The 17,981-nt window shown below is 69.6% G+C and carries 19 protein-coding genes and 1 tRNA gene; 7 read left to right on the top strand and 13 right to left on the bottom strand.

What is annotated here, in order from left to right:
• The first annotated feature begins 19 nt into the window (after positions 1-19).
• Positions 20-95: transfer RNA gene (locus tag ACGFIE_RS00215), tRNA-Arg, on the top strand.
• 201 nt (positions 96-296) lie between these two features.
• Here the strand turns inward: ACGFIE_RS00215 and ACGFIE_RS00210 are convergent.
• On the bottom strand, positions 297-1,685 hold the full coding sequence (locus tag ACGFIE_RS00210) for a collagen-binding domain-containing protein (RefSeq protein ID WP_393289463.1): 1,389 nt from the start codon (positions 1,683-1,685) through the stop codon (positions 297-299).
• 645 nt (positions 1,686-2,330) lie between these two features.
• On the opposite strand from ACGFIE_RS00210, the gene ACGFIE_RS00205 reads away from it, so the two are divergent.
• A complete protein-coding gene (locus ACGFIE_RS00205) occupies positions 2,331-3,266 on the top strand; it encodes an alpha/beta fold hydrolase (protein ID WP_393289461.1) in 936 nt (311 codons plus the stop codon).
• Positions 3,267-3,644: 378 nt separating this feature from the next.
• Positions 3,645-4,139, top strand: a complete 495-nt coding sequence (locus tag ACGFIE_RS00200; RefSeq protein WP_393289460.1) for a GNAT family N-acetyltransferase — start codon at positions 3,645-3,647, stop codon at positions 4,137-4,139.
• Between the two features lie 326 nt (positions 4,140-4,465).
• Here ACGFIE_RS00200 and ACGFIE_RS00195 read toward each other — a convergent pair whose 3' ends face one another.
• The gene (locus ACGFIE_RS00195) at positions 4,466-4,825 is read right to left on the bottom strand and encodes a hypothetical protein (RefSeq protein WP_393289458.1); all 360 of its coding nucleotides are present in this window, start codon (positions 4,823-4,825) and stop codon (positions 4,466-4,468) included.
• Positions 4,822-5,040 carry a hypothetical protein gene (locus ACGFIE_RS00190; RefSeq protein ID WP_393289456.1) on the bottom strand — a complete coding sequence of 73 codons (219 nt, stop codon included), beginning with the start codon at positions 5,038-5,040 and terminating at the stop codon, positions 4,822-4,824. Before ACGFIE_RS00190 ends, ACGFIE_RS00195 begins: the two co-directional genes overlap by 4 nt.
• Before the next feature lie 294 nt (positions 5,041-5,334).
• On the opposite strand from ACGFIE_RS00190, the gene ACGFIE_RS00185 reads away from it, so the two are divergent.
• Positions 5,335-5,565, top strand: coding sequence for a GntR family transcriptional regulator (locus tag ACGFIE_RS00185; protein WP_393289454.1), 231 nt, complete (start codon positions 5,335-5,337; stop codon positions 5,563-5,565).
• Between the two features lie 105 nt (positions 5,566-5,670).
• Here the strand turns inward: ACGFIE_RS00185 and ACGFIE_RS00180 are convergent, their stop codons facing one another.
• Both ACGFIE_RS00180 and ACGFIE_RS00175 read right to left on the bottom strand, forming a co-directional pair.
• A complete protein-coding gene (locus ACGFIE_RS00180; protein WP_393289452.1) occupies positions 5,671-6,657 on the bottom strand; it encodes a phosphotransferase in 987 nt (328 codons plus the stop codon).
• A 49-nt stretch (positions 6,658-6,706) separates the two neighbouring features.
• The gene (locus ACGFIE_RS00175) at positions 6,707-7,660 is read right to left on the bottom strand and encodes a sigma-70 family RNA polymerase sigma factor (protein WP_393289451.1); all 954 of its coding nucleotides are present in this window, start codon (positions 7,658-7,660) and stop codon (positions 6,707-6,709) included.
• 99 nt (positions 7,661-7,759) lie between these two features.
• Between ACGFIE_RS00175 and ACGFIE_RS00170 the strand changes: the two genes are divergently transcribed.
• Positions 7,760-8,038, top strand: coding sequence for a hypothetical protein (locus tag ACGFIE_RS00170; RefSeq protein ID WP_393289449.1), 279 nt, complete (start codon positions 7,760-7,762; stop codon positions 8,036-8,038).
• 213 nt (positions 8,039-8,251) lie between these two features.
• Here ACGFIE_RS00170 and ACGFIE_RS00165 read toward each other — a convergent pair whose 3' ends face one another.
• The 4 genes from ACGFIE_RS00165 to ACGFIE_RS00150 all read right to left on the bottom strand — a co-directional run bounded on the left by ACGFIE_RS00165 (position 8,252) and on the right by ACGFIE_RS00150 (position 10,885).
• Complete coding sequence (locus ACGFIE_RS00165) at positions 8,252-8,602, bottom strand: DoxX family protein (protein WP_393289447.1); 351 nt, start codon at positions 8,600-8,602, stop codon at positions 8,252-8,254.
• 129 nt (positions 8,603-8,731) lie between these two features.
• On the bottom strand, positions 8,732-9,511 hold the full coding sequence (locus ACGFIE_RS00160) for a hypothetical protein (RefSeq protein ID WP_393289445.1): 780 nt from the start codon (positions 9,509-9,511) through the stop codon (positions 8,732-8,734).
• 52 nt (positions 9,512-9,563) lie between these two features.
• On the bottom strand, positions 9,564-10,163 hold the full coding sequence (locus ACGFIE_RS00155; protein ID WP_393289442.1) for a ClpP family protease: 600 nt from the start codon (positions 10,161-10,163) through the stop codon (positions 9,564-9,566).
• Positions 10,164-10,297: 134 nt separating this feature from the next.
• Positions 10,298-10,885, bottom strand: a complete 588-nt coding sequence (locus tag ACGFIE_RS00150) for a helix-turn-helix domain-containing protein (RefSeq protein WP_393289439.1) — start codon at positions 10,883-10,885, stop codon at positions 10,298-10,300.
• A gap of 189 nt (positions 10,886-11,074) precedes the next feature.
• Between ACGFIE_RS00150 and ACGFIE_RS00145 the strand changes: the two genes are divergently transcribed.
• Complete coding sequence (locus tag ACGFIE_RS00145; protein ID WP_393289437.1) at positions 11,075-12,088, top strand: potassium channel family protein; 1,014 nt, start codon at positions 11,075-11,077, stop codon at positions 12,086-12,088.
• A 10-nt stretch (positions 12,089-12,098) separates the two neighbouring features.
• Here the strand turns inward: ACGFIE_RS00145 and ACGFIE_RS00140 are convergent, their stop codons facing one another.
• Entirely contained in the window at positions 12,099-12,578 is a 480-nt protein-coding gene (locus ACGFIE_RS00140) for a MarR family winged helix-turn-helix transcriptional regulator (RefSeq protein ID WP_393289435.1), read from the bottom strand.
• Between the two features lie 82 nt (positions 12,579-12,660).
• Between ACGFIE_RS00140 and ACGFIE_RS00135 the strand changes: the two genes are divergently transcribed.
• Positions 12,661-13,305: an FMN-dependent NADH-azoreductase gene (locus ACGFIE_RS00135; protein ID WP_393289433.1), complete on the top strand. Its 645-nt coding sequence runs from the start codon at positions 12,661-12,663 to the stop codon at positions 13,303-13,305.
• Between the two features lie 72 nt (positions 13,306-13,377).
• On the opposite strand, the gene ACGFIE_RS00130 is transcribed toward ACGFIE_RS00135, so the two are convergent.
• The 3 genes from ACGFIE_RS00130 to ACGFIE_RS00120 all read right to left on the bottom strand — a co-directional run bounded on the left by ACGFIE_RS00130 (position 13,378) and on the right by ACGFIE_RS00120 (position 17,979).
• Positions 13,378-14,412: a 2-oxoacid:ferredoxin oxidoreductase subunit beta gene (locus ACGFIE_RS00130; RefSeq protein WP_266248570.1), complete on the bottom strand. Its 1,035-nt coding sequence runs from the start codon at positions 14,410-14,412 to the stop codon at positions 13,378-13,380.
• Positions 14,405-16,252, bottom strand: a complete 1,848-nt coding sequence (locus ACGFIE_RS00125; protein ID WP_393289430.1) for a 2-oxoacid:acceptor oxidoreductase subunit alpha — start codon at positions 16,250-16,252, stop codon at positions 14,405-14,407. Before ACGFIE_RS00125 ends, ACGFIE_RS00130 begins: the two co-directional genes overlap by 8 nt.
• 287 nt (positions 16,253-16,539) lie before the next feature.
• The gene (locus ACGFIE_RS00120) at positions 16,540-17,979 is read right to left on the bottom strand and encodes a hypothetical protein (RefSeq protein ID WP_393289428.1); all 1,440 of its coding nucleotides are present in this window, start codon (positions 17,977-17,979) and stop codon (positions 16,540-16,542) included.
• Positions 17,980-17,981 lie beyond the last annotated feature (2 nt).

Below are 17,981 nucleotides of genomic sequence, written 5' to 3'. Positions count from 1 at the left end.
CGTTACACTGACCACTCGCGCCCCCGTAGCTCAGGGGATAGAGCATCGGTTTCCTAAACCGTGTGTCGCAGGTTCGAATCCTGCCGGGGGCACCAAATCGAGGCCCTGGCCAGCGGAGAGCTAGCCAGGGCCTCGATTTCTGTCTATGCATCCGTGAGCGCCCCGTGCGCCCTGTCCGGCCTGACGTGCGCGGCCGACGGCGGCGTGGGTGGCAGAGGGAACCTCGCGAGTGCAGGCGAGCAGGGAGTCACCCCGAGGCGGTTATCCCGCCTCGGGGTGACTTCAGCTCATCCGAATCAGCGTCGGGCGCGACGCCGTTTGGTGGCGAGTAGCAGCAGGGTCAACCCCACTCCCGTCAGGACTGCGCCAGTGCCAGCCAGGGGCAGGCTTGCTGAACCGGTCACCGGCAGCGGGGGCTGCGTCGGCGTTGGTTGCGGCGGGAAGGTCGGTGTCGGCTGCGTCGGGCTGGGGGTAGGCGCCGTCGGGCTCACCGTCGGGCTCACCGTCGGGCTCACAGTCGGGCTCACCGTCGGGCTCGGCGTTGGTGTCTGAGTCGGGGTAGTGGTGGGACTGCCAGTCGGCGTCACGGTCGGGCTCGGGGTGGGCTGCTGGCAGTTGAGGGTGGTCGAGAACGGGAAGTCGTGGATCTCTCCGCCGTCGTGGACCAGTGATCGACTGATCACGCTGCCCTCGATGTTGCTGTTGGTGAGGGCGTTCAGGTCGGCGTTAGGGGCGTAGATCGTGCCCTCGATGGTTGCGCTGGCGTCCGTCAGCGTGACCGACGTGGCGGTGGGGAAGTTGAAGAAGATGTAGCGCGCCTGGGGGCCACCGATCCCGGCGAAGTTCGGGGCCTGCCAGACGAAATCGTCGGCCACGCCCGTGGTGTCCACGTTGACGAGCAGCGGCGTGTCGGCGGTGGGCTGGGTGGCGAAGGTGAAGGTCCCGATGTTGGCCAGGTCGGTCGCGCTCAGATTGAGCGTATTGGTCACCCCTGGGGTCAACGTGATCACAGCGTTGCTGCCCGGTGGGATCGGTCGTGGCAGCACTGCTCCCTCCGGCGTCCGGAGCACCACGTTCTGCAGGCAGGTGGCGAGGCTTCCGGCGGTCTGCCGGAAGCTGGCGAACGCGGCGGCGAAGTCGATCGGCGAAGTCGGTCCGACGCTGGCGACGGGTTGCCGGGTGACCAACTCGACACGTGGACTCGCGTCGTAGTCGTTGGCCGGCAACACGCGAGTGTTCACCAGCGCCCCGTTGTTGTCCACGTTCCGGACGAAGGCTCCGGTCAGGTCGCCGACCTTCACGTATCCGTTCTGCAGCACCTGGAGGCGGGTGCCGGGCACGCTGCCGGCGAAGTCAACTTGGCCGCCCACGACAAGAGCGGTCGGGTTGGTGTCACCTTGGACGATGAACGAGCCGGCGGTGTTTGTCGCCACCTGATAGTTGCTGAAGCTCAGGTTGCCGCCGATGGCGACGGTGCCCTCGTTCTCGCTGCCCAGCAGCCTGGCATTTCCCTGCGTCATCACCAGGAAGCCCTGAGTGGGTGCAACCGGGTCGATCACTGCCCTCGGCTCGGCCGCGCCAGGCTGGGCCACCATCAACGTCAGGGCCAACAGTGCCGCGAGACCCGCCAGCGGCAGAAACGTCAACTGCGCCCGTTTGCTCGACAATACCGACTTGACCATCATCTTTCACCAATCCCCCGAGAAGTCACGAACCGGTAAACGATCGACTTCGGCCGTCGGTGTTATGTGTGCAGAGAGATACTCCGATCGGATGAACTTCCGAGGAATTCCTACTCGGTGTCTGACAGGGCCTGCTCGGTGTGTCGAGCCTCGATCCAGGGCCATGTAGGGCGGGGCTGCAAATCGTGAGATTTGCCGGCGATTGGGCCTGGCCGTGATATGCGGGTATCGATGGGAAGCACATTCATGCCCTTCGGAAATTTCTGAGAAGTTGTACAGAAATTGCGTTCGAAACAGGGCAGGCCGGCGCCGCCGGGCTAATCATTCGCGTCCGCGTGGTCCCGACCCGCCACCGTCGAGAGATCCGTGCCCTACCGGCACTGGGCGCCCGGCCGCAGGAGCGCCTTTCATCAGGTTCCGGTCCACGGGGCGCGCGGGTGGCGCCGGTGGCGGGCATGACGGCGGCGCCGAAACGGCGGCGGGCGGTGTCGGCGGCGGCTTCGATCAGCCGCGCCCGGGGGCTAACCCCACGGTGCTCACTGGCGTCAGCTTCATTACCAACAGACACGGCAGCCTGATCGCGTAGGCGATCAGGATCCCGAATGCTTGCACAGTTACAGCAGCGACCTCTTCCGTCGAAGGATCTTCATGTCCCGCACCCCTCGCAAGCACCGGTCCACGTATCGCCTTCTGTCGTCTCTCGCCGTGCTGACCCTGGCTGCCGGTGGCGTCACGGCGTGTGGCGACGACGGTTCCTCCGCCACCTCCTCGACCTCGAAACCCCCCACATCGTCCGCCTCACCGTCGACCAGCCGGGCGGCCGCAGCGAAGCTGCACATGGTCAACAACGGAGGACATCGCCTGGCCTTCTACGTCACGCAGGGCAGCGGTTCCACCATCGTTCTGGACTCCGGCGGCGGCGAGTACTCCTCGCAGTGGACGAACATCGCCCCCAAGATTCACGCGGCCACCGGCGCCACCGTCATCACCTACGACCGGGCCGGCCTCGGCGAGAGCGACGTGGTGCCCGGCGCGTGGAAGGTCGAGAGCGCAGTCAGCGACCTCAAGGCAGGTCTCAAGCAGCTCGGCGTCACCAAGGACGTAACCCTGGTGTCCCACTCCCAGGCCGGCGAGATCGCGAACAACCTTGCCCAGGACAACCCGGAGATGCTCTCCGGCGCGGTCCTCGTCGACGCCAACCTCCCCCAGTTCTTCACCGACGAGCAAATCCCCCGCCTCGTGGCCGCGGGCCAGCCGGACGTCGACGTGGCGAAGAAGGATCCCGAGAAGCCTGCGAACCGCCAGCTCATCTCCACCGCGGAAGGCTTCGCCGCCGCTCACCAGACCTTCCACAAGGTGAAGTGGCCAGCCTCCGTGCCGGCCACGGTGATGGTGTCGGAGAAGACCCCCTTTGCCGGTTCTCCCGAGGACGCCCAGCGCTGGCGCGACGCCGCCGCCTCGTTCGTCAAGGAAGCCCCCAACCGCAAGCTCGTCACCGCCAAGGGCACCTCCCATGAGATCCCGACAGATCGCCCCGACCTCGTCATCAAGGCGATCGAAGACATGTTCGCGGCACAGCATTGACCGCAAGGAGAGGCCCGGGGTTTCCCAGCCGAGCGTTGCGTGGGCGGCCGTTTGTCTGCGGATCCGCCTCGTGATTCGGCGGCGGGTCCGACGGCCGCGGGCCCGGCCCGGTCATGTGCTGGCAGACGAGGCGTACTCGTCCAAGGTGATCCGCGGTCATCTGCGCCGCCGCAGGATCGGCGCGACCGTCCGATCAACGCCGACCAGGCCGCCAACCGGGGCAAGAAGGGCGCGAAGGGAGGCCGTTCACCGACGTTCGACCCCGAGCGGTAGTAGCAGCGCAACATCGCCGAACGCTGTATCAACAAACTCAAGCAGTTCCGCGCCGTGGCTGACCCGAGGGCAGCCCCTGGCTCGACCGTCGGCCACACTCGCGGTGTGACGACAGTCGAGCCAATAGCCTCCACCCATCCGGCGTTCGATCAGGTCGCTGCACTGTTCGACGACTACCGGGCGCACTACGGTCAGCCGTCAACCCCTGAAAACACCCGATCCTGGCTGCACGAGCAGGTCACCCAGCACAGGCTCACCGCAGCGGCCGCCATCCGTGCTGAGGAGGTCTGCGGTTTCATCACGGTCACGATCATGCCGGCCTCGCTCATGTTGGGCACCGCATGGTCGATCCGCGACCTCTACGTGACGCCGGACTATCGCCGTACCGGTATCGCCAACGCTCTCCTGCAGCACGTCATCCACAACGCGGGCAACGCTGGCGCGCATCGTGTGTCACTCCAGACCGAGACCGACAACGTCCCAGCTCTGACGCTCTACACCGACATCGGTTTTCAGCCTGTCACCGGCCTGGAAATGCTCAACCTCACCTTGGGTCCCACTCCCGGCAACACCGACGACGCCTACAGCCTGGATCACTGACGCCACCAGCCGATTTTATGGCTGCCCAACCACTTCCAGCGAGACGCCTTGGTCCAGCATGGCGGCGGGGATTTCCAAGCTGAGCGTGCCCACCTGCGACGATTCCAGCATGACCAGTCACGATGGTGAACGCTGTCCCGAGTGCGGGCACGCGCCGCGGGTGCACCCGAGGCCGGACGGTCGCGACCTCTCTATCTGCGCGGCCTGCATCTACGAGGAGGACGAGGGGCTACGCGATGTCGAGGCCATGTGCAGCAAGGCCTTCCCCGCTGTGCGGGCGGGTGACTAGCAGGTGATGACGAGCGCAGGCACTAGCTGAGCGACGGTCAGGGCCGACGCGGGCAGTCAACGATGGACGATCGGGGATCGCACTCTCGTGGTGCTAGCCGACCCGTGCGCGGGCGGGTCTGGGGCGCGGCTCGGCGTACGGCTTCCGGCCCACGAGCGTTGGGGCGGGAGGGAGCCCTCTTCTCGACCACGATGCCGGCGCGCTGGACGTACAGCTCCCGCTTGGCGGTGGCGTCGCCCCTTGAGTCCAGGACGTAGCCCGTCAACCACATCCAGCCGCTGTACGGGTCGATCTCCTCGACGGACACGAGCCGGAGCCGCAGCGCCCGGTCCCCGCTGAACTGCGGCGAGCACGCCGGCCCGATCAGCAGCAGGTCGCCGGGGTTGAGCGCATTCACGGCAGCCAGCCGAGGAAGCGGAGGCGGAGCGTGTCCGGCGGAGCCCAGCTCATGTCCCGCTCGGCCGACACCAGAAGCGTGCCCAGGTGGACGGCCAGGGTGAACGACGAGTCGGCGTACTCATCCAACAGCTCCTCGCGGCGCATGGCGCAGGGCCACGGCCTGTCGCACGTCTCGCACAGCCAGAGGGGCAGGACCGGCCCGTGCCGCGTCATCGGCTCTCGCCCGGCCAGTGCCCCCGGTTGATCGGGATGCGGTGACGGGAGCGGCAGGGGAGCTCGGCACCGCAGCGACAGACGTTCCGCCACCGAATCCACGACCAGACCGGCCGGTGCCGGCGCGCGAGGGTCATCGCCACTGACAGCACGTAATCGTCAAACCGGACTCTTCGCACCTGGCCTCCCACGGTCGGTCGCCTCTCTGCAACCGACCGTAGTGCTAAACGTCTGTGTACGTCTATGGACGTACCGGATGTCCGGACGTTTATATACGTCCCCTAGGTTTCGCTCATGATCGATCCGCTCTCTCCCACACCGATCTACGTTCAGCTCGCAGACGTGATCGCCAAACGGATCGAGGACGGAGAGCTGCCTCCCCGGCGGCCCATCCCGAGTGAGTCCACGCTCCAACAGGAGTACGGCGTGGCTCGCGGGACCGTCCGGTCGGCGGTGCGCCTGTTGAGAGAGCGCGGGTTGGTGATGACCGTGCCGCAGCGCGGGACGTACGTCAGCGACAAGTAGGCGGACGGATGCCCCGAGGGCGGGTGCGAGAGTCTTCGGGCTAGCTACGCGCCGCGTACATCGGCTGCCGCCTCTGCTCCGACGCGGCAGTGGCGCACCTCGTTCTCAACCTTCGTGCAGCTGGCTCAGCGCCGACGCTTCCCAGCCGGTCGGGTCGGTGCCGGGCGGCACGAAGGTCAGGGTCTGCCAGAGCACCACGATGTCCCACCAGGCCGCCTCCACCGCGCTGAGCCGGCGAACGGACTCGTAGCCGGCGCGGAACTGCGCGTGCACGGTGACCGGCACCGGCCCCCAGTCGTGGTAGCGGGTGCCGAGCAGCACCGCCGACCGGGCCAACTCGACGACCGGGTGGTCCTGCTGGGCCTCCTCGAAGTCCAGAACCGCGACGATCTCGGTTCCGACGCACAGAATGTTGGCCGCCCGATAGTCGGAGTGCAGGAGCTGCCGTGGCAGCGGGTCGGCGGGGGCGGCGGCGACCAGACCACGCAGGGCATCGCTGACTGTCGTTGGCACCTGCTCGGTGTGCGTGTCGAGCCAGCCGATGACCCGAGCCGCCAGCGGCTCGGCGGGAGCGGAGTAGGTGGAGGCGGGGTCCGGGTCGGGATGCGGGCAGGCTGCCAGCGCCTCCTGCAGCCGAGCCAGGAGCGCGCCGGCCGCCCACACCTGGGCGGGGTCGGCAGTGTCGAGGAGCTCGCCCGCGATCACCCGCTGCAGACCCATCGAGACGTGACAGGCCTCGACCTGAAGGCTGCCGTCCCGCGCCGCGACGGGCGCCGAGACCGGCAGACCCTGGCCGTCCAGCCAGCTCGTGAGGCGCGCGATCGCCGCCAGCCGTGGAAAACGGTCGGGCACCACCGACCATTTCGCGAGCATCCGGCCGGCCGGCGTGCCGATCCAGGCGAGCGCGTTGCCGCCGCTCATCACGATCCGCTCGCAGGAATCGACTCGAACACCCCAGTGCTCGTCGAGCGTGTCGGCTATCCATCGACCGGCCGAGTCACCGTCGCTGAAGCCGAACCTTCCGCCCAGCGTCTCCCTGGGATCGTGCGCCTCCCACAGCATCTCCACGACCGGGGCATGCGATTCGGCCATGCGTGGTATCCCACCACGCCGTGCCCACGGTGTCATCCCCACCACTGGGTCACTCCTGCGGACGCCTGTCGATCGGCAGTCCGAAGAGAGGGAACAGGTCGGCTCGGTGGAACGCCAGCACCGCGGAGACGCCGGCCCTGGTCACTGTCAGCACCTGCAAGGTGTGCGCGTGGAAGGTGTCGTCGCGTCCGCGGGTGTAGCAGGCGAACGCGGGCTGCCCGTTCGCGGACGTCTCCACCATGATGCGCCGTCCCTCTCCCGGCAGCAGCTTCGCCGTCAGCAGACGCAGTACGTCCTTGCGACCGTCGAACCAGGTGGGAATCGGCGGCATCTCCCACCGGGTGTCCTGGGTCAGTAAGCCCTCCAACGCGACCAGATCGGCCTTCTCGAAGGCCGTGGCGTACTGGTCGAGAAGCGCACGGAGGGCGGGCTCCTCTGGTTCGCTGAACTGGTCCTCGGCCGGTGCGAGCCTGGCCAGTTCCGCACGCGCCCGCTGGAGTGAACTGTTCACCGCTGCCGTCGTCGTCTCGAGCAGATCCGCCACCTCGGACGCCTGCCACGCGAGGACCTCCCGCAGGATCAGTACTGCGCGCTGCCGCGGCGGCAGGTGCTGCAACGCGGCAACCATCGCCAGCCTGAGGCTCTGCCGGGTCCCGACCACCAGGGCCGGGTCGGCGTTCAGCAGGAGATCCGGGAACGGCTCCAACCAGGTCGCCTCCAGCGCCCGCGCCTCCAGGTCGTCGGGATCGGTGCCGGGAGCACCCAACGCCGACGGCACCATCCGGCGGCTGCTGTGCTGCAACGCGTTCAGGCAGACCCGGGTGGCGATCCGGTAGAGCCAGGTCCGCACCGACGAGCGCTGTTCGAACTCTGCGAATCCCCGCCACGCACGTAGGTACGTCTCCTGTACCGCGTCCTCCGCGTCGTGCAGCGAGCCGAGCATCCGGTAGCAGTGCGCGACCAGCTCACCCCGGTACTGCGCGAACTCGTCCTCCAGGTCCACAGCATCTCCTCGACCGGCTCCTGACGGGCAACGTGGCGATGAGTTTCCGGGTTTTGCGCGGTCAGTACCAGTGACAGCGAAACCAGCAGGGAGGGCCCGATGAGCGCAACAGTGATCCGCTACCAGACCAAGCCCGAAGCAGCAGACGAGAACCAGCGTCTGATCGAGAACGTCTTCGCCGAACTGGCGGCCGCGGCACCGCCCGGTCTGCGGTACAGCGCCTTCCGGCTGGCTGACGGGATCACTTTCGTCCATGTGGTCGACGGCGACGGCCTCACCGAACTGACCGCCTTCCAGGAGTTCCAGCGCACCATCGGGGACCGTCTGGCCGTCGGCCCCACCCGCGACGACGCCACACTGGTCGGCTCGTATTCGTAGCGGCGCGGGAGGCAGTTGGCAGGGTGAATCTTGGACACTTTCCGTTAGCCGCTAACGGAAAGTGTCCAAGATTGCCAGCGATCGCGGGTCGTGCGGCCGGAGGTCGTGCCGCACGGGAGCATTTGGTCCCTGTCGTCAGCCGGAGGTCGACTCGCCGCGACACGTCCCCCGAGCGACGGGCGTTCGGTGGTCCGGCCCATTCGAATAGATCATCTAGAAGCGGTAGGCCAGGTTGACGGCCAGCGCGGCCAGCACGGTGACGAAGAAGACCGCCCAGCCCACGAGCTTGCGAGACCCCACCCGCAGGTGCGCGATCAGCGCGCCGACGAAGTACAGCACGAGACCCACGGCGGCGAGTGTGCCCAGCAGCGGCACGGCGAACCCGACCACCAGCCCCACCGAGCCCGCCGCCAGCAGCAGGCCCAGCACCGGCAGCCACGAATGAGGGATCCGCTTCATGTCCGCCTGGGCCTTGGGATAGTCGTGGCCGATCAGGTAGGTGACCGCGGCGATGGCGGTGAAGACCGAAGCGATGATGGTGACTGTCACGTAAGCGGCGAACATGGATCCTCCTTGTGATTGTCACCCCAAGGACGAGACAGCGCGGCGAAACGTTACCGCCCAGCCCGCAGCAGAGCCCCGCAAACAGCGGTGCCCTCCGGATCGTCCGGAGGGCACCGCGTCGTGGTGGGGTCAGAGGAACTTGTACATCTCCGCGGAGGCCGGTTCGGTGTCACCGGCAGGCGGGGCGGTAACCGAGACCTGCTCGCCGAAGCCGCTCATCTTCATGTCGGTGACGAGATCGCCGACCTTCTTCGTGGCGATCGTGTAGGACAGTGCGGTGAGCCGGCCGTCGCCGTCGACGGTCGCCTCGAAGGGGATCGCCTTCGGGTCCTTCGCCAGCTTGGCGGTGGACTCCAGGCCGTCGCGCATTCCGCCGTCGGTGCCGGCGGCCTCTGCGGCCTTGTTGAGGTCGGCGGTGCCGCTGTAGTGGCCGGGGCTCACTTCCTGGGTGGTCACGATGCCGCCGATGATGCCGGTCTGCGCCTTGAGGTCGAACGACTGGCGCAGCGAGCTGGTCGGTCGGAGCTTGCTGAGGTCGATCTTCATCCAGGGCTTGTCGCCGTCGAGCGAGTCCGACTTGATGTAGGCGGCGTCACCGATCAGCCGGGCCTCGATCGGCTCCGGGGCGTTCCCGGTGACGTGGATGGTCTTGGCGGCGGGGTCCATCTTGCCGCTGAGGGTGATCGACTGGTTGCCGGCCTTGACCGAGGCGTCCATGGTGACCGTGCCGGCGAGGCTGCGCTCCATGGCCTGCCGGACGGCGGCGGTCGGTTCGAGTTTGGACGTTGCCGGAGCGGCGGAGGGTCCGGCGGAGGAGCCCGACCCCCCGGTGTCGCCGGAGGTGGTGCCGCAACCGGCCACGAGGGCGGCGGCGAGGGCAATCGAAAGGGTAGGGATCAGTCGACGCATAGACGTGACCCTAACCAACGGGCACCACCCGGGGGTGCCTGGCCACCTCGGGTCAGTCCGCCGGCAGTTGGTCGGCTCGGGCGAGCACCCGGTCGATGAGGCCGTACTCCCGGGCCTGCTCGGCGGTGAACCACCGGTCCCGGTCCCAGTCCTGCTGGATCTCGTCCAGTGTCCGTCCGCTGTGCTGGGCGATCAGCTCCTGCATGGTCCGCTTCACGTGCAGCATGTTCTCCGCCTGGATGGTGATGTCCGAGGCGGTGCCGCCCATCCCGCCGGACGGCTGGTGCATCATGATCCGCGAGTGCGGCAGCGCGTACCGCTTGCCGGCCGCGCCCGCGCAGAGCAGGAACTGCCCCATCGAGCCGGCGAACCCGAGCGCCAGCGTGGCCACGTCGTTGCGGACGTAGCGCATCGTGTCGTACACGGCCATTCCGGCGCTCACCGAGCCGCCCGGCGAGTTGATGTAGAGGTAGATGTCCCGGTCGGCGTCCTCGGCGGCGAGCAGCAGGATCTGCGCGCAGATCTGGTTGGCCGACTCCTCGGTCACCTCGGTGCCGAGGAAGACGATCCGCTCCCGCAGCAGCCGCTCGAACACCTGATCACCGAAGGTCGGCTGCCCGCCGTCCCGCATCCACACGCCGTACCCGATCATCCGTCGCCGCCCTCCACCGCGCCGGCGGGCGGGGGACCGCCCGGGGGACCGGCACCTCCAGCGTGCGGCGACGCCCGGCCGCTGGCCAGGGATTCTGCCGCTGGCAGATCCGCCCAGGGCAGAACCCGGCCGGCCTACACCAGGGTCAGTCGCCGCCGGCCCGCCCGGGCCCGGCGGCAGGCCAGCATCTTGGAGGTACGCGGGCCGGGGCGCCCCGCCGGCGCGGAGGCGATCAGCCGGACCCGCAGCCCTGCCCCGCCGACTGTCGACCCGACAGGCGATGCCGGACCGCCGACGTGCAGGATCTGCCCGCCCAGCCGCAGCACCGGCCCGACCGGCTGCCGGACGGGGGCCGGGACGGCGGCCACAGGTGGCGTCGACCCACTCGGCTGGAAGCCGATCCGGAAGCTCGAACCGGTCTCGGTGCGCGCCGACGGCACCCGCTCCAGCCGGGCCAGCGCCGCCCGGGGCGCGGCGGGGGTGCGCCGTTCGACCCGGCGCAGGTCGTCGCGGGCCTCTTCGAGAAGGTCGGACAGGTGGATGCCGAGTGCCCGGCAGATCGCCGCGAGCACCTCCGACGAGGCCTCCTTGCGGCCCCGCTCGACCTCCGACAGGTAGGGCACGGAGACCCCTGCGGACGCGGCCACCTCGCGCAGTGTGCGGCCCTGACTCTGGCGCAGCCGGCGCAGCACCCCACCGATCACGCGTCGCAGCAACGACATGCGGACCTCACTCTCGCGGTCGTCGTCGGAGGAACACCTCCATCATGCCGGTTGTCGGCCCTGCCTACCGACCCCTGCGGGTCGGGTCGGCCGACGGCGGTGGTTCGTCGGCGCGACCGGGGCGTGCAGTCCACGGCGTACCCGCTATGTTGTGGTCGTGCAGGCGACGGTGGCGGAACAGGTTCGACGGTGATCCATTTTCCCGCGCAGCGCCGGGGCCCACTGAGCGCGCTGAGCCTCCGGCTCGCTGCCGCCCTGGGTCTGGTCTTCGCCGTGGTGGCGGCGGTCTACCTGGACCGGGACGGCTACCGCGACGTCAACGAGGACGGGCTCACCCTGCTCGACTGCTTCTACTACGCGGTCGTCTCGCTCTCCACGACCGGCTACGGGGACATCACCCCGGCCGCGCCGTCGGCCCGGCTGGTGAACGTCCTGTTCGTCACCCCGGCCCGGGTGCTCTTCCTGATCATCCTGGTCGGCACCACCCTGGAAGTCCTGACCGAGCAGTACCGGACCGGCCGTCGCCTGTCGCGGTGGAGGAGAGTCGTGAAGGACCACGTCATCATCTGCGGCTACGGCACGAAGGGCCGCAGCGCGGTCAACGCCCTGATGGAGAACGGCCTGGATCGGTCGAGGATCGTGGTGGTGGAGCGCAGCAGCGTCGCGCTGCGACAGGCCACGTCGGCCGGGCTGGTGGCGATCGAGGGTTCGGCGACGCGGTCGTCGGTGCTCAACGAGGCGCATGTCAAGAACGCGAAGGCCGTGATCATCGCGACCGACAGCGACGACGCGTCGGTGCTGGTGGCGCTTACCGTACGGCAGCTCACCGCCGGGCAGGTCCGGATCATCGCGGCGGCGCGGGAGGCGGAGAACGCCCCGCTGCTCAAGCAGAGCGGCGCCCACCACGTGATCGTCTCGTCGGCGACCGCCGGCCGCCTGCTCGGCCTGTCCACCTCGGCGCCGCCGCTTATCGACGTGGTGGAGGACCTGCTCACGCCGGGGCAGGGCATGGCGCTGGCGATGCGCTCCGCCGAGCGGGACGAGGTCGGCCGCTCGCCGCGCGAGCTGGACTCGCTGGTGATCGCCCTGGTCCGGCGGGGCAAGGTGGTCACCCTGGCCGACCGGGCCGGTGCGGTGATCGAGACCGGCGACATGCTGGTGCACGTCCGCGACGACCGCCCGCAGTCCGCGACGACCGTCTGACGCTCGGCCGTCAGCAGGCGTCGGGCTCCTCGATGAGCGCCTCGGTGCAGCTGATCGGTGTCGTGGTGGCAGCGCGCCGGAGCAGCTCGTAGAGCGTCTCCCGTTCGGCGGGCTCCAACGCCCCCAACACCTCGTCCTCGGCACCCGCGAGGGCGCACTCCGCCTCTTTGAGGCGTTTCGCCCCATCTTCGGTGAGTTCGACGACGTGTCGTCGACGGTCCTGGGGTGACCGCCGCCGCTCGACCAGATCCTTCGCTTCGAGGTCGTTGAGCAGCCCGACGATGTTGGTGCTGTCCATCTCGAGGGTGCTGGCGAGCGCCTGCTGACTGGTGCCCCCGCCCGCGCGCAGCACCGTGAGCGCGACCAGGTGCCGGGGCCGCAGACCCAGGGGTGCCAGCACCGACTCGGCCCGCAGTCGCATCCGCCGGGCCAGGTGGTCCAGCAGGGCACCGGAGCGGTGCTCCGAGGGATCCAGCGGCAGGGCGGACATGTGACCCAGTCTACCGACGCGTCGGAACATCTGCCTGCTATAAATAGTTGACGCCACACAGACGATCCTTGGAGGAGGAATCATGAACCTGCTGCATATCGATTCGAGCATCCGGGGCGACTGGTCGGTCAGCCGGCAACTCACCGCCCGCGCCGCCGCCGCCTGGCGCGCGGCACACCCCGATGGCACGGTGACCTACCGTGATCTGGGCGCCGAGCCGCTGCCGCACCTGGACTCGCACGGCGGGCTGGCGCGGATGACGCCTCCGGACCAGCACACCCCGGCCCAGCGCGAGTCCTGGGAGCTCAGCCTGCGACTCGTCGACGAGGTGAAGCAGGCCGACGTGGTGCTGCTCGGCCTGCCGCTCTACAACTACGGCGCCCCCAGCAGCGTCAAGTCCTGGGTCGACCACCTGGTCGTCGCCGGTGTCACCTACGACCCGACGACGCAGGAGGGTCTGCTCGGCGGCCGCGAGTTCGTGGTGCTGGCCACCCGGGGCGGCGGCTACGGCGAGGGCACCCCGCGCCACGGCTGGGATCACGCCGAGCAGTGGCTCCCGCACGGCCTGTCGATGACCGGCCTGGAGCCGCGCTTCATCAGCACCGAGCTGACCCTGGCACCCTCGGTGCCGGCGATGGCCGAGCTGATCCCGCTGCACGAGGCGAGCCTCGCGGCCACCGAGAAGGAGATCGACAACCTCTGGACCCCCGCCTCCGCCCAGCGCTGAAGCAGCACCGGTACGACGAGAGCGGCCGCCCCCGGGTATCGGGGACGGCCGCTGTCGTTCAGGTCGGACAGGTCAGAGGATCGTCCAGGTGTCGCCGCTGCCCAGCAGGCCGGCGAGCTGCTGCTCGGGGGTCTCGGTGACAGTCGCCCTGGCGGCCGCGAGCTGATCCTGGACCACGCTGTCGTAGGACGGCCGGTCCACCGACCGGAACACCCCGATCGGGGTGTTGCGCAGGTCCAGGCCGGGCAGCCGGGACAGCGCGAACGCGTACGCCGGGTCGGTGACCGTCGCGTCGTGCACGACGATCTCCTCCGGGCGGACCGAGCTGGTCTCCCGGACCTCCAGGCCGAACGCGCCAGGCGGGTGCACCACGCAGAACTGCCCGTCGGCGCCGAAGGTGATCGGCTGCCCGTGCTCCAGGCGGATCAGGTAGTCGTCCCGGGTGGACGGGTCCTTGAGCTGCTCGAATGCCCCGTCGTTGAAGATGTTGCAGTTCTGGTAGATCTCCACGAAGGCCGAGCCCTCGTGCTCCGCGGCGGCCCGCAGCACGGACTGCAGGTGCTTGCGGTCGGAGTCGATGGTGCGACCGACGAAGCTGGCCTCCGCGCCGAGAGCGAGCGAGAGCGGGTTGAACGGCGCGTCGGCCGAGCCGGCCGGCGTCGACTTGGTGACCTTGCCGACCTCGGACGTCGGCGAGTACTGACCCTTGGTCAGGCCGTAGATACGGTTGTTGAACAGCAGGATCTTGAGGTTGACGTTGCGCCGCAGCGCGTGGATCAGGTGGTTGCCGCCGATGGACAGCGCGTCGCCGTCACCGGTGACCACCCAGACCGACAGGTCCGGCCGGGACACCGACAGGCCGGTGGCGATCGCCGGGGCGCGGCCGTGGATCGAGTGCATCCCGTACGTGTTCATGTAGTACGGGAAACGCGACGAGCAGCCGATCCCGGAGACGAACACCGTCCGCTCGCGGGGGATGTTCAACTCCGGCATGAACTGCTGGATGGCCGCCAGGATCGCGTAGTCACCGCACCCGGGGCACCAGCGCACCTCCTGGTCGGACTTGAAGTCCTTGGCGGTGAGCTTGAGGGCGACAGGCTCAGACATTCTTCAGGACCTCTTCCAGCGTCGTCTCCAGCTCGGCGGCCGTGAACGGCAGACCGCGGACCTGGTTGTAGCTGATCGCGTCGACCAGGTAGCGGGCCCGGATGACGTGGGCCAGCTGGCCCAGGTTCATCTCCGGGATGACCACCTTGTCGTAGGAGCGCAGCACCTCGCCGAGGTTGGCCGGCATCGGGGCGAGGTGCCGCAGGTGCGCCTGGGCGATGGACAGCCCACGCTGGCGCACACCACGGCAGGCCGCGCCGATCGGGCCGTACGTCGAGCCCCAGCCCAGCACCAGCACCCGGGCGTCGCCGTCCGGGTCCTCCACCTCGATGTCCGGAACCGGAATCGTCTCGATGCGGGCGGCCCGGGTACGCACCATGAAGTCGTGGTTCGCCGGGTCGTACGAGATGTCACCGGTCTTGTCGGCCTTCTCCAGGCCGCCGATGCGGTGCTCCAGCCCCGCCGTGCCGGGGATCGCCCACGGCCGGGCCAGGGTCTCCGGATCGCGCAGGTAGGGCAGGAAGGTGGTGCCGTCGTCGCCGTTGGGCTCGGTGGCGAACTCCACCCGCAGGTCCGGCAGCGACTCGACGTCGGGCAGCAGCCACGGCTCGGAGCCGTTCGCCACGTAGTTGTCCGACAGCAGGATCACCGGCGTGCGGTAGGTAAGCGCGATCCGGGCCGCCTCCAGCGCCGCGAAGAAGCAGTCCGACGGTGACTTCGGCGCGATCACCGCGACCGGCGCCTCGCCGTGCCGCCCGTAGAGCGCCATGTTGAGGTCGGCCTGCTCGGTCTTGGTCGGCATACCTGTCGACGGGCCGGCCCGCTGCACGTCCACGATCACCAGCGGTAGCTCCAACGCCACCGCAAGGGAGATCGTCTCGCTCTTGAGCGCCACACCCGGACCGGACGTGGTGGTCACGCCCAGAGCCCCGCCGTACGACGCGCCCAGCGCGGCTCCGACCGCGGCGATCTCGTCCTCGGCCTGCATGGTCAGCACACCGAAGCGCTTGTGCTTGCTCAGCTCGTGCAGGATGTCCGACGCCGGCGTGATCGGGTAAGCCCCGAGGAAGACCGGCAGCCCGGAGCGGACCCCGGCGGCGACCAGGCCGAGCGACAGCGCGGCGTTGCCGGTGATGTTGCGGTAGGTGCCCGGCTGCATCTTGGCCGGCTTGACCTCGTACCGGACCGCGAAGTCCTCGGTGGTCTCGCCGAAGTTCCAGCCGGCCTTGAAGGCGGCCACGTTCGCGGCGACCAGCTCGGGACGGGCAGCGAACTTGCGCTCCAGGAAGCGCAGGGTCGACTCGTACGGTCGCGAGTACATCCAGGAGAGCAGGCCGAGGGCGAACATGTTCTTCGACCGCTCGGCGTCCTTCTTGGACACCTGGTGAGAGGCGAGCGCCCCGACAGTCATCGAGGTCAGCGCCACCGGGTGCACGACGTAGCCGGCCAGCGAGTCGTCGTCCAGCGGACTGGTCTGGTAGCCGACCTTGGCCAGGTTGCGCCGGGTGAACTCGTCGGTGTTGACGATGATGTCCGCGCCGCGCGGCAGGTCGGCAAGGTTGGCCTTGAGCGCGGCCGGGTTCATCGCCACCAGCACGTTCGGCGCGTCGCCCGGCGTGAGGATGTCGTAGTCGGCGAAGTGCACCTGGAAGCTCGACACGCCCGGCAGCGTGCCGGCGGGAGCCCGGATCTCGGCGGGGAAGTTCGGCAGCGTGGAGATGTCGTTGCCGAGCTGCGCCGTCTCCGAGGTGAACCGGTCGCCTGTCAACTGCATGCCGTCGCCGGAGTCACCGGCGAACCGGATGACCACCCGGTCGAGTTGACGGATCTGCTTGGTCACTGTGCCACCTTCGTTCGCGACTGCGGGACCTCGCCCTGCCCGGCCACGGGACCTCCTTGACGCAACGTTCCACCGCACCGCCCCAGGCTGGCCCGGTCCGCTGTCGTTCCTCAGTGAGAGCCTACGTCGAACGGACCCCCGACCCTCCCCGGAGGTCCGCCGACTGAGACCCGATCAACGTAAGATTTGCCCGGCATTGCGGGGTTTCGCCCCGCCCGCCGTAATTCAGATCACCGTCACCGGCCGGCCCGCGACCCCGACCGGTGACGGCCAGGGTCGTCGATCGGTCAGTCGGCGGGCGGAGCCGCGGGCTCGGCCGCCGACCCGCCGAACCGGCGGCGCAGCGAGGTGGTCGCCAGCGTGAGGGCAAGCACCACCAGCAGCGCGGAGACCGCGATCAGGATGACAGCGGTCCGCTGCACCGAGGTCATGCCGCCGTCGTCGTCGGTGGTGGCGCCCGCCGGGAGTACGCCCTGGGAGCCGGTCGGCGCGGGCGGCGAGACGACGGGTGTCGCCAGCGCGGCCGCTGCGGTGATGCGGAAGCTCATCTGTACCCGCCGGGTCGCGCCGTTGCGCGGGTCGAGCTGACCGATCACCGCCCCGGACAGCGGCGCCTCCCGCTGGGCCTGGGCGGTCGCCTCCACCGGCAGCCGCAGCTCGCGGGTCTCGCCGGCCGCCAGCAGGCCCGCGTCGCACCGGGTGCGGGACGCCTCGACCGCCACGCAACCCACCGGTGGGGTCGGCACGCTCACCCCGGCCGGCAGGATCACCTCCACCAGGCCGGCGGCGTCCACCGTGCCGGTGTTGACCAGCCGCACCGCGAGGGTGCTGGCCGCGCCGCTGATGTCGAACGCGACCTCGTCGGCGGCCAGTGCGATCCCGGGCACCGGCGGGCCGGGCGGAAACAGCACCGCGAAGCCCTGGTCGTCGGCCGCCTCGCCGGGCATCCCCGGCGCGTCCGCGACGACCTGCACGGAGCCGCTGATCGGCATCCGCTCCCAGGCGTCGCCCGCGACCCGCAGCCGGACCACGCTGCTGAACCGGACGCCCGCCTCGGCCGTCCAGGCCCCACAGCGGTACGCGCCACCGCCCGCGGCGACGCACCCCTTCGTCCCGGCGTCACTCAGCCCGGCCGGCAGGGTGTACGAGAGTCGCACCTGCTGCGCGACGGTGCCGGTGTTCGCCACGGTGACCCGCAGTGTGGTGGTGGTGCTGGCCGCGTTCCAGTACGCCTCGGGCAGGGTGACGTCCTCGGTGGTCACCTGCACGCCGAGCGGACTGGGCGCCGGCACCTGCGTGCCACCCGGCGCGGGCGGCCGTACCGGGGGAGCCGGCGGCCCCAGCGTCGGCGGCCGGGTGCTGCCGGCCGGAGCGGGAGCGGTGGTGGTCGGCGCCGGTGGCACGTTCGGCGGGGTGGTCTGCGGAGGCGGCGTCGTCTCCGGTGGCGGCGCGGTGGTCTCCGGGGCCGGGTAGGTCGGCACGGGATCGCCGCCCGGATCCTCGGTCGGGGTGGGCTCCTCCGACGGGGTGGTCTCCGGGTCCGGATCGGGGTCGGGCGCCGACTCCGTCACGGCGGCGATCGGGTGGGTACGCGGCACCGCGGCGCTGGCGAGGGCCGGAGCGCCGACGAGCGCCGCGAGCAGCCCGAGCGTGAGCGAGGTCGCCAGCAGGGGCGCGGGATGCTGCCCCGCAGCCCGGCGATCGGGCGATACCTTCACGCGGGCCATCT

The organism is Micromonospora sp. NPDC049275 (assembly GCF_043197115.1).
Lineage (GTDB): Bacteria > Actinomycetota > Actinomycetes > Mycobacteriales > Micromonosporaceae > Micromonospora.
The sequence above is the reverse complement of the archived record's forward strand: the minus strand, read 5'-3'. Positions and strand labels throughout refer to the sequence as shown.

Coding starts and splice junctions, on each gene's coding strand:
- ACGFIE_RS00140 (WP_393289435.1), bottom strand. CDS start 12,578: ATGTCCGCCCTGCCGCTGGATCCCTCGGAGCACCGCTCCGGTGCCCTG.
- ACGFIE_RS00150 (WP_393289439.1), bottom strand. CDS start 10,885: ATGTCGTTGCTGCGACGCGTGATCGGTGGGGTGCTGCGCCGGCTGCGC.
- ACGFIE_RS00210 (WP_393289463.1), bottom strand. CDS start 1,685: ATGATGGTCAAGTCGGTATTGTCGAGCAAACGGGCGCAGTTGACGTTT.
- ACGFIE_RS00165 (WP_393289447.1), bottom strand. CDS start 8,602: ATGTTCGCCGCTTACGTGACAGTCACCATCATCGCTTCGGTCTTCACC.
- ACGFIE_RS00190 (WP_393289456.1), bottom strand. CDS start 5,040: ATGACGCGGCACGGGCCGGTCCTGCCCCTCTGGCTGTGCGAGACGTGC.
- ACGFIE_RS00120 (WP_393289428.1), bottom strand. CDS start 17,979: ATGGCCCGCGTGAAGGTATCGCCCGATCGCCGGGCTGCGGGGCAGCAT.
- ACGFIE_RS00170 (WP_393289449.1), top strand. CDS start 7,760: ATGAGCGCAACAGTGATCCGCTACCAGACCAAGCCCGAAGCAGCAGAC.
- ACGFIE_RS00160 (WP_393289445.1), bottom strand. CDS start 9,511: ATGCGTCGACTGATCCCTACCCTTTCGATTGCCCTCGCCGCCGCCCTC.
- ACGFIE_RS00185 (WP_393289454.1), top strand. CDS start 5,335: ATGATCGATCCGCTCTCTCCCACACCGATCTACGTTCAGCTCGCAGAC.
- ACGFIE_RS00205 (WP_393289461.1), top strand. CDS start 2,331: ATGTCCCGCACCCCTCGCAAGCACCGGTCCACGTATCGCCTTCTGTCG.
- ACGFIE_RS00155 (WP_393289442.1), bottom strand. CDS start 10,163: ATGATCGGGTACGGCGTGTGGATGCGGGACGGCGGGCAGCCGACCTTC.
- ACGFIE_RS00135 (WP_393289433.1), top strand. CDS start 12,661: ATGAACCTGCTGCATATCGATTCGAGCATCCGGGGCGACTGGTCGGTC.
- ACGFIE_RS00180 (WP_393289452.1), bottom strand. CDS start 6,657: ATGGCCGAATCGCATGCCCCGGTCGTGGAGATGCTGTGGGAGGCGCAC.
- ACGFIE_RS00130 (WP_266248570.1), bottom strand. CDS start 14,412: ATGTCTGAGCCTGTCGCCCTCAAGCTCACCGCCAAGGACTTCAAGTCC.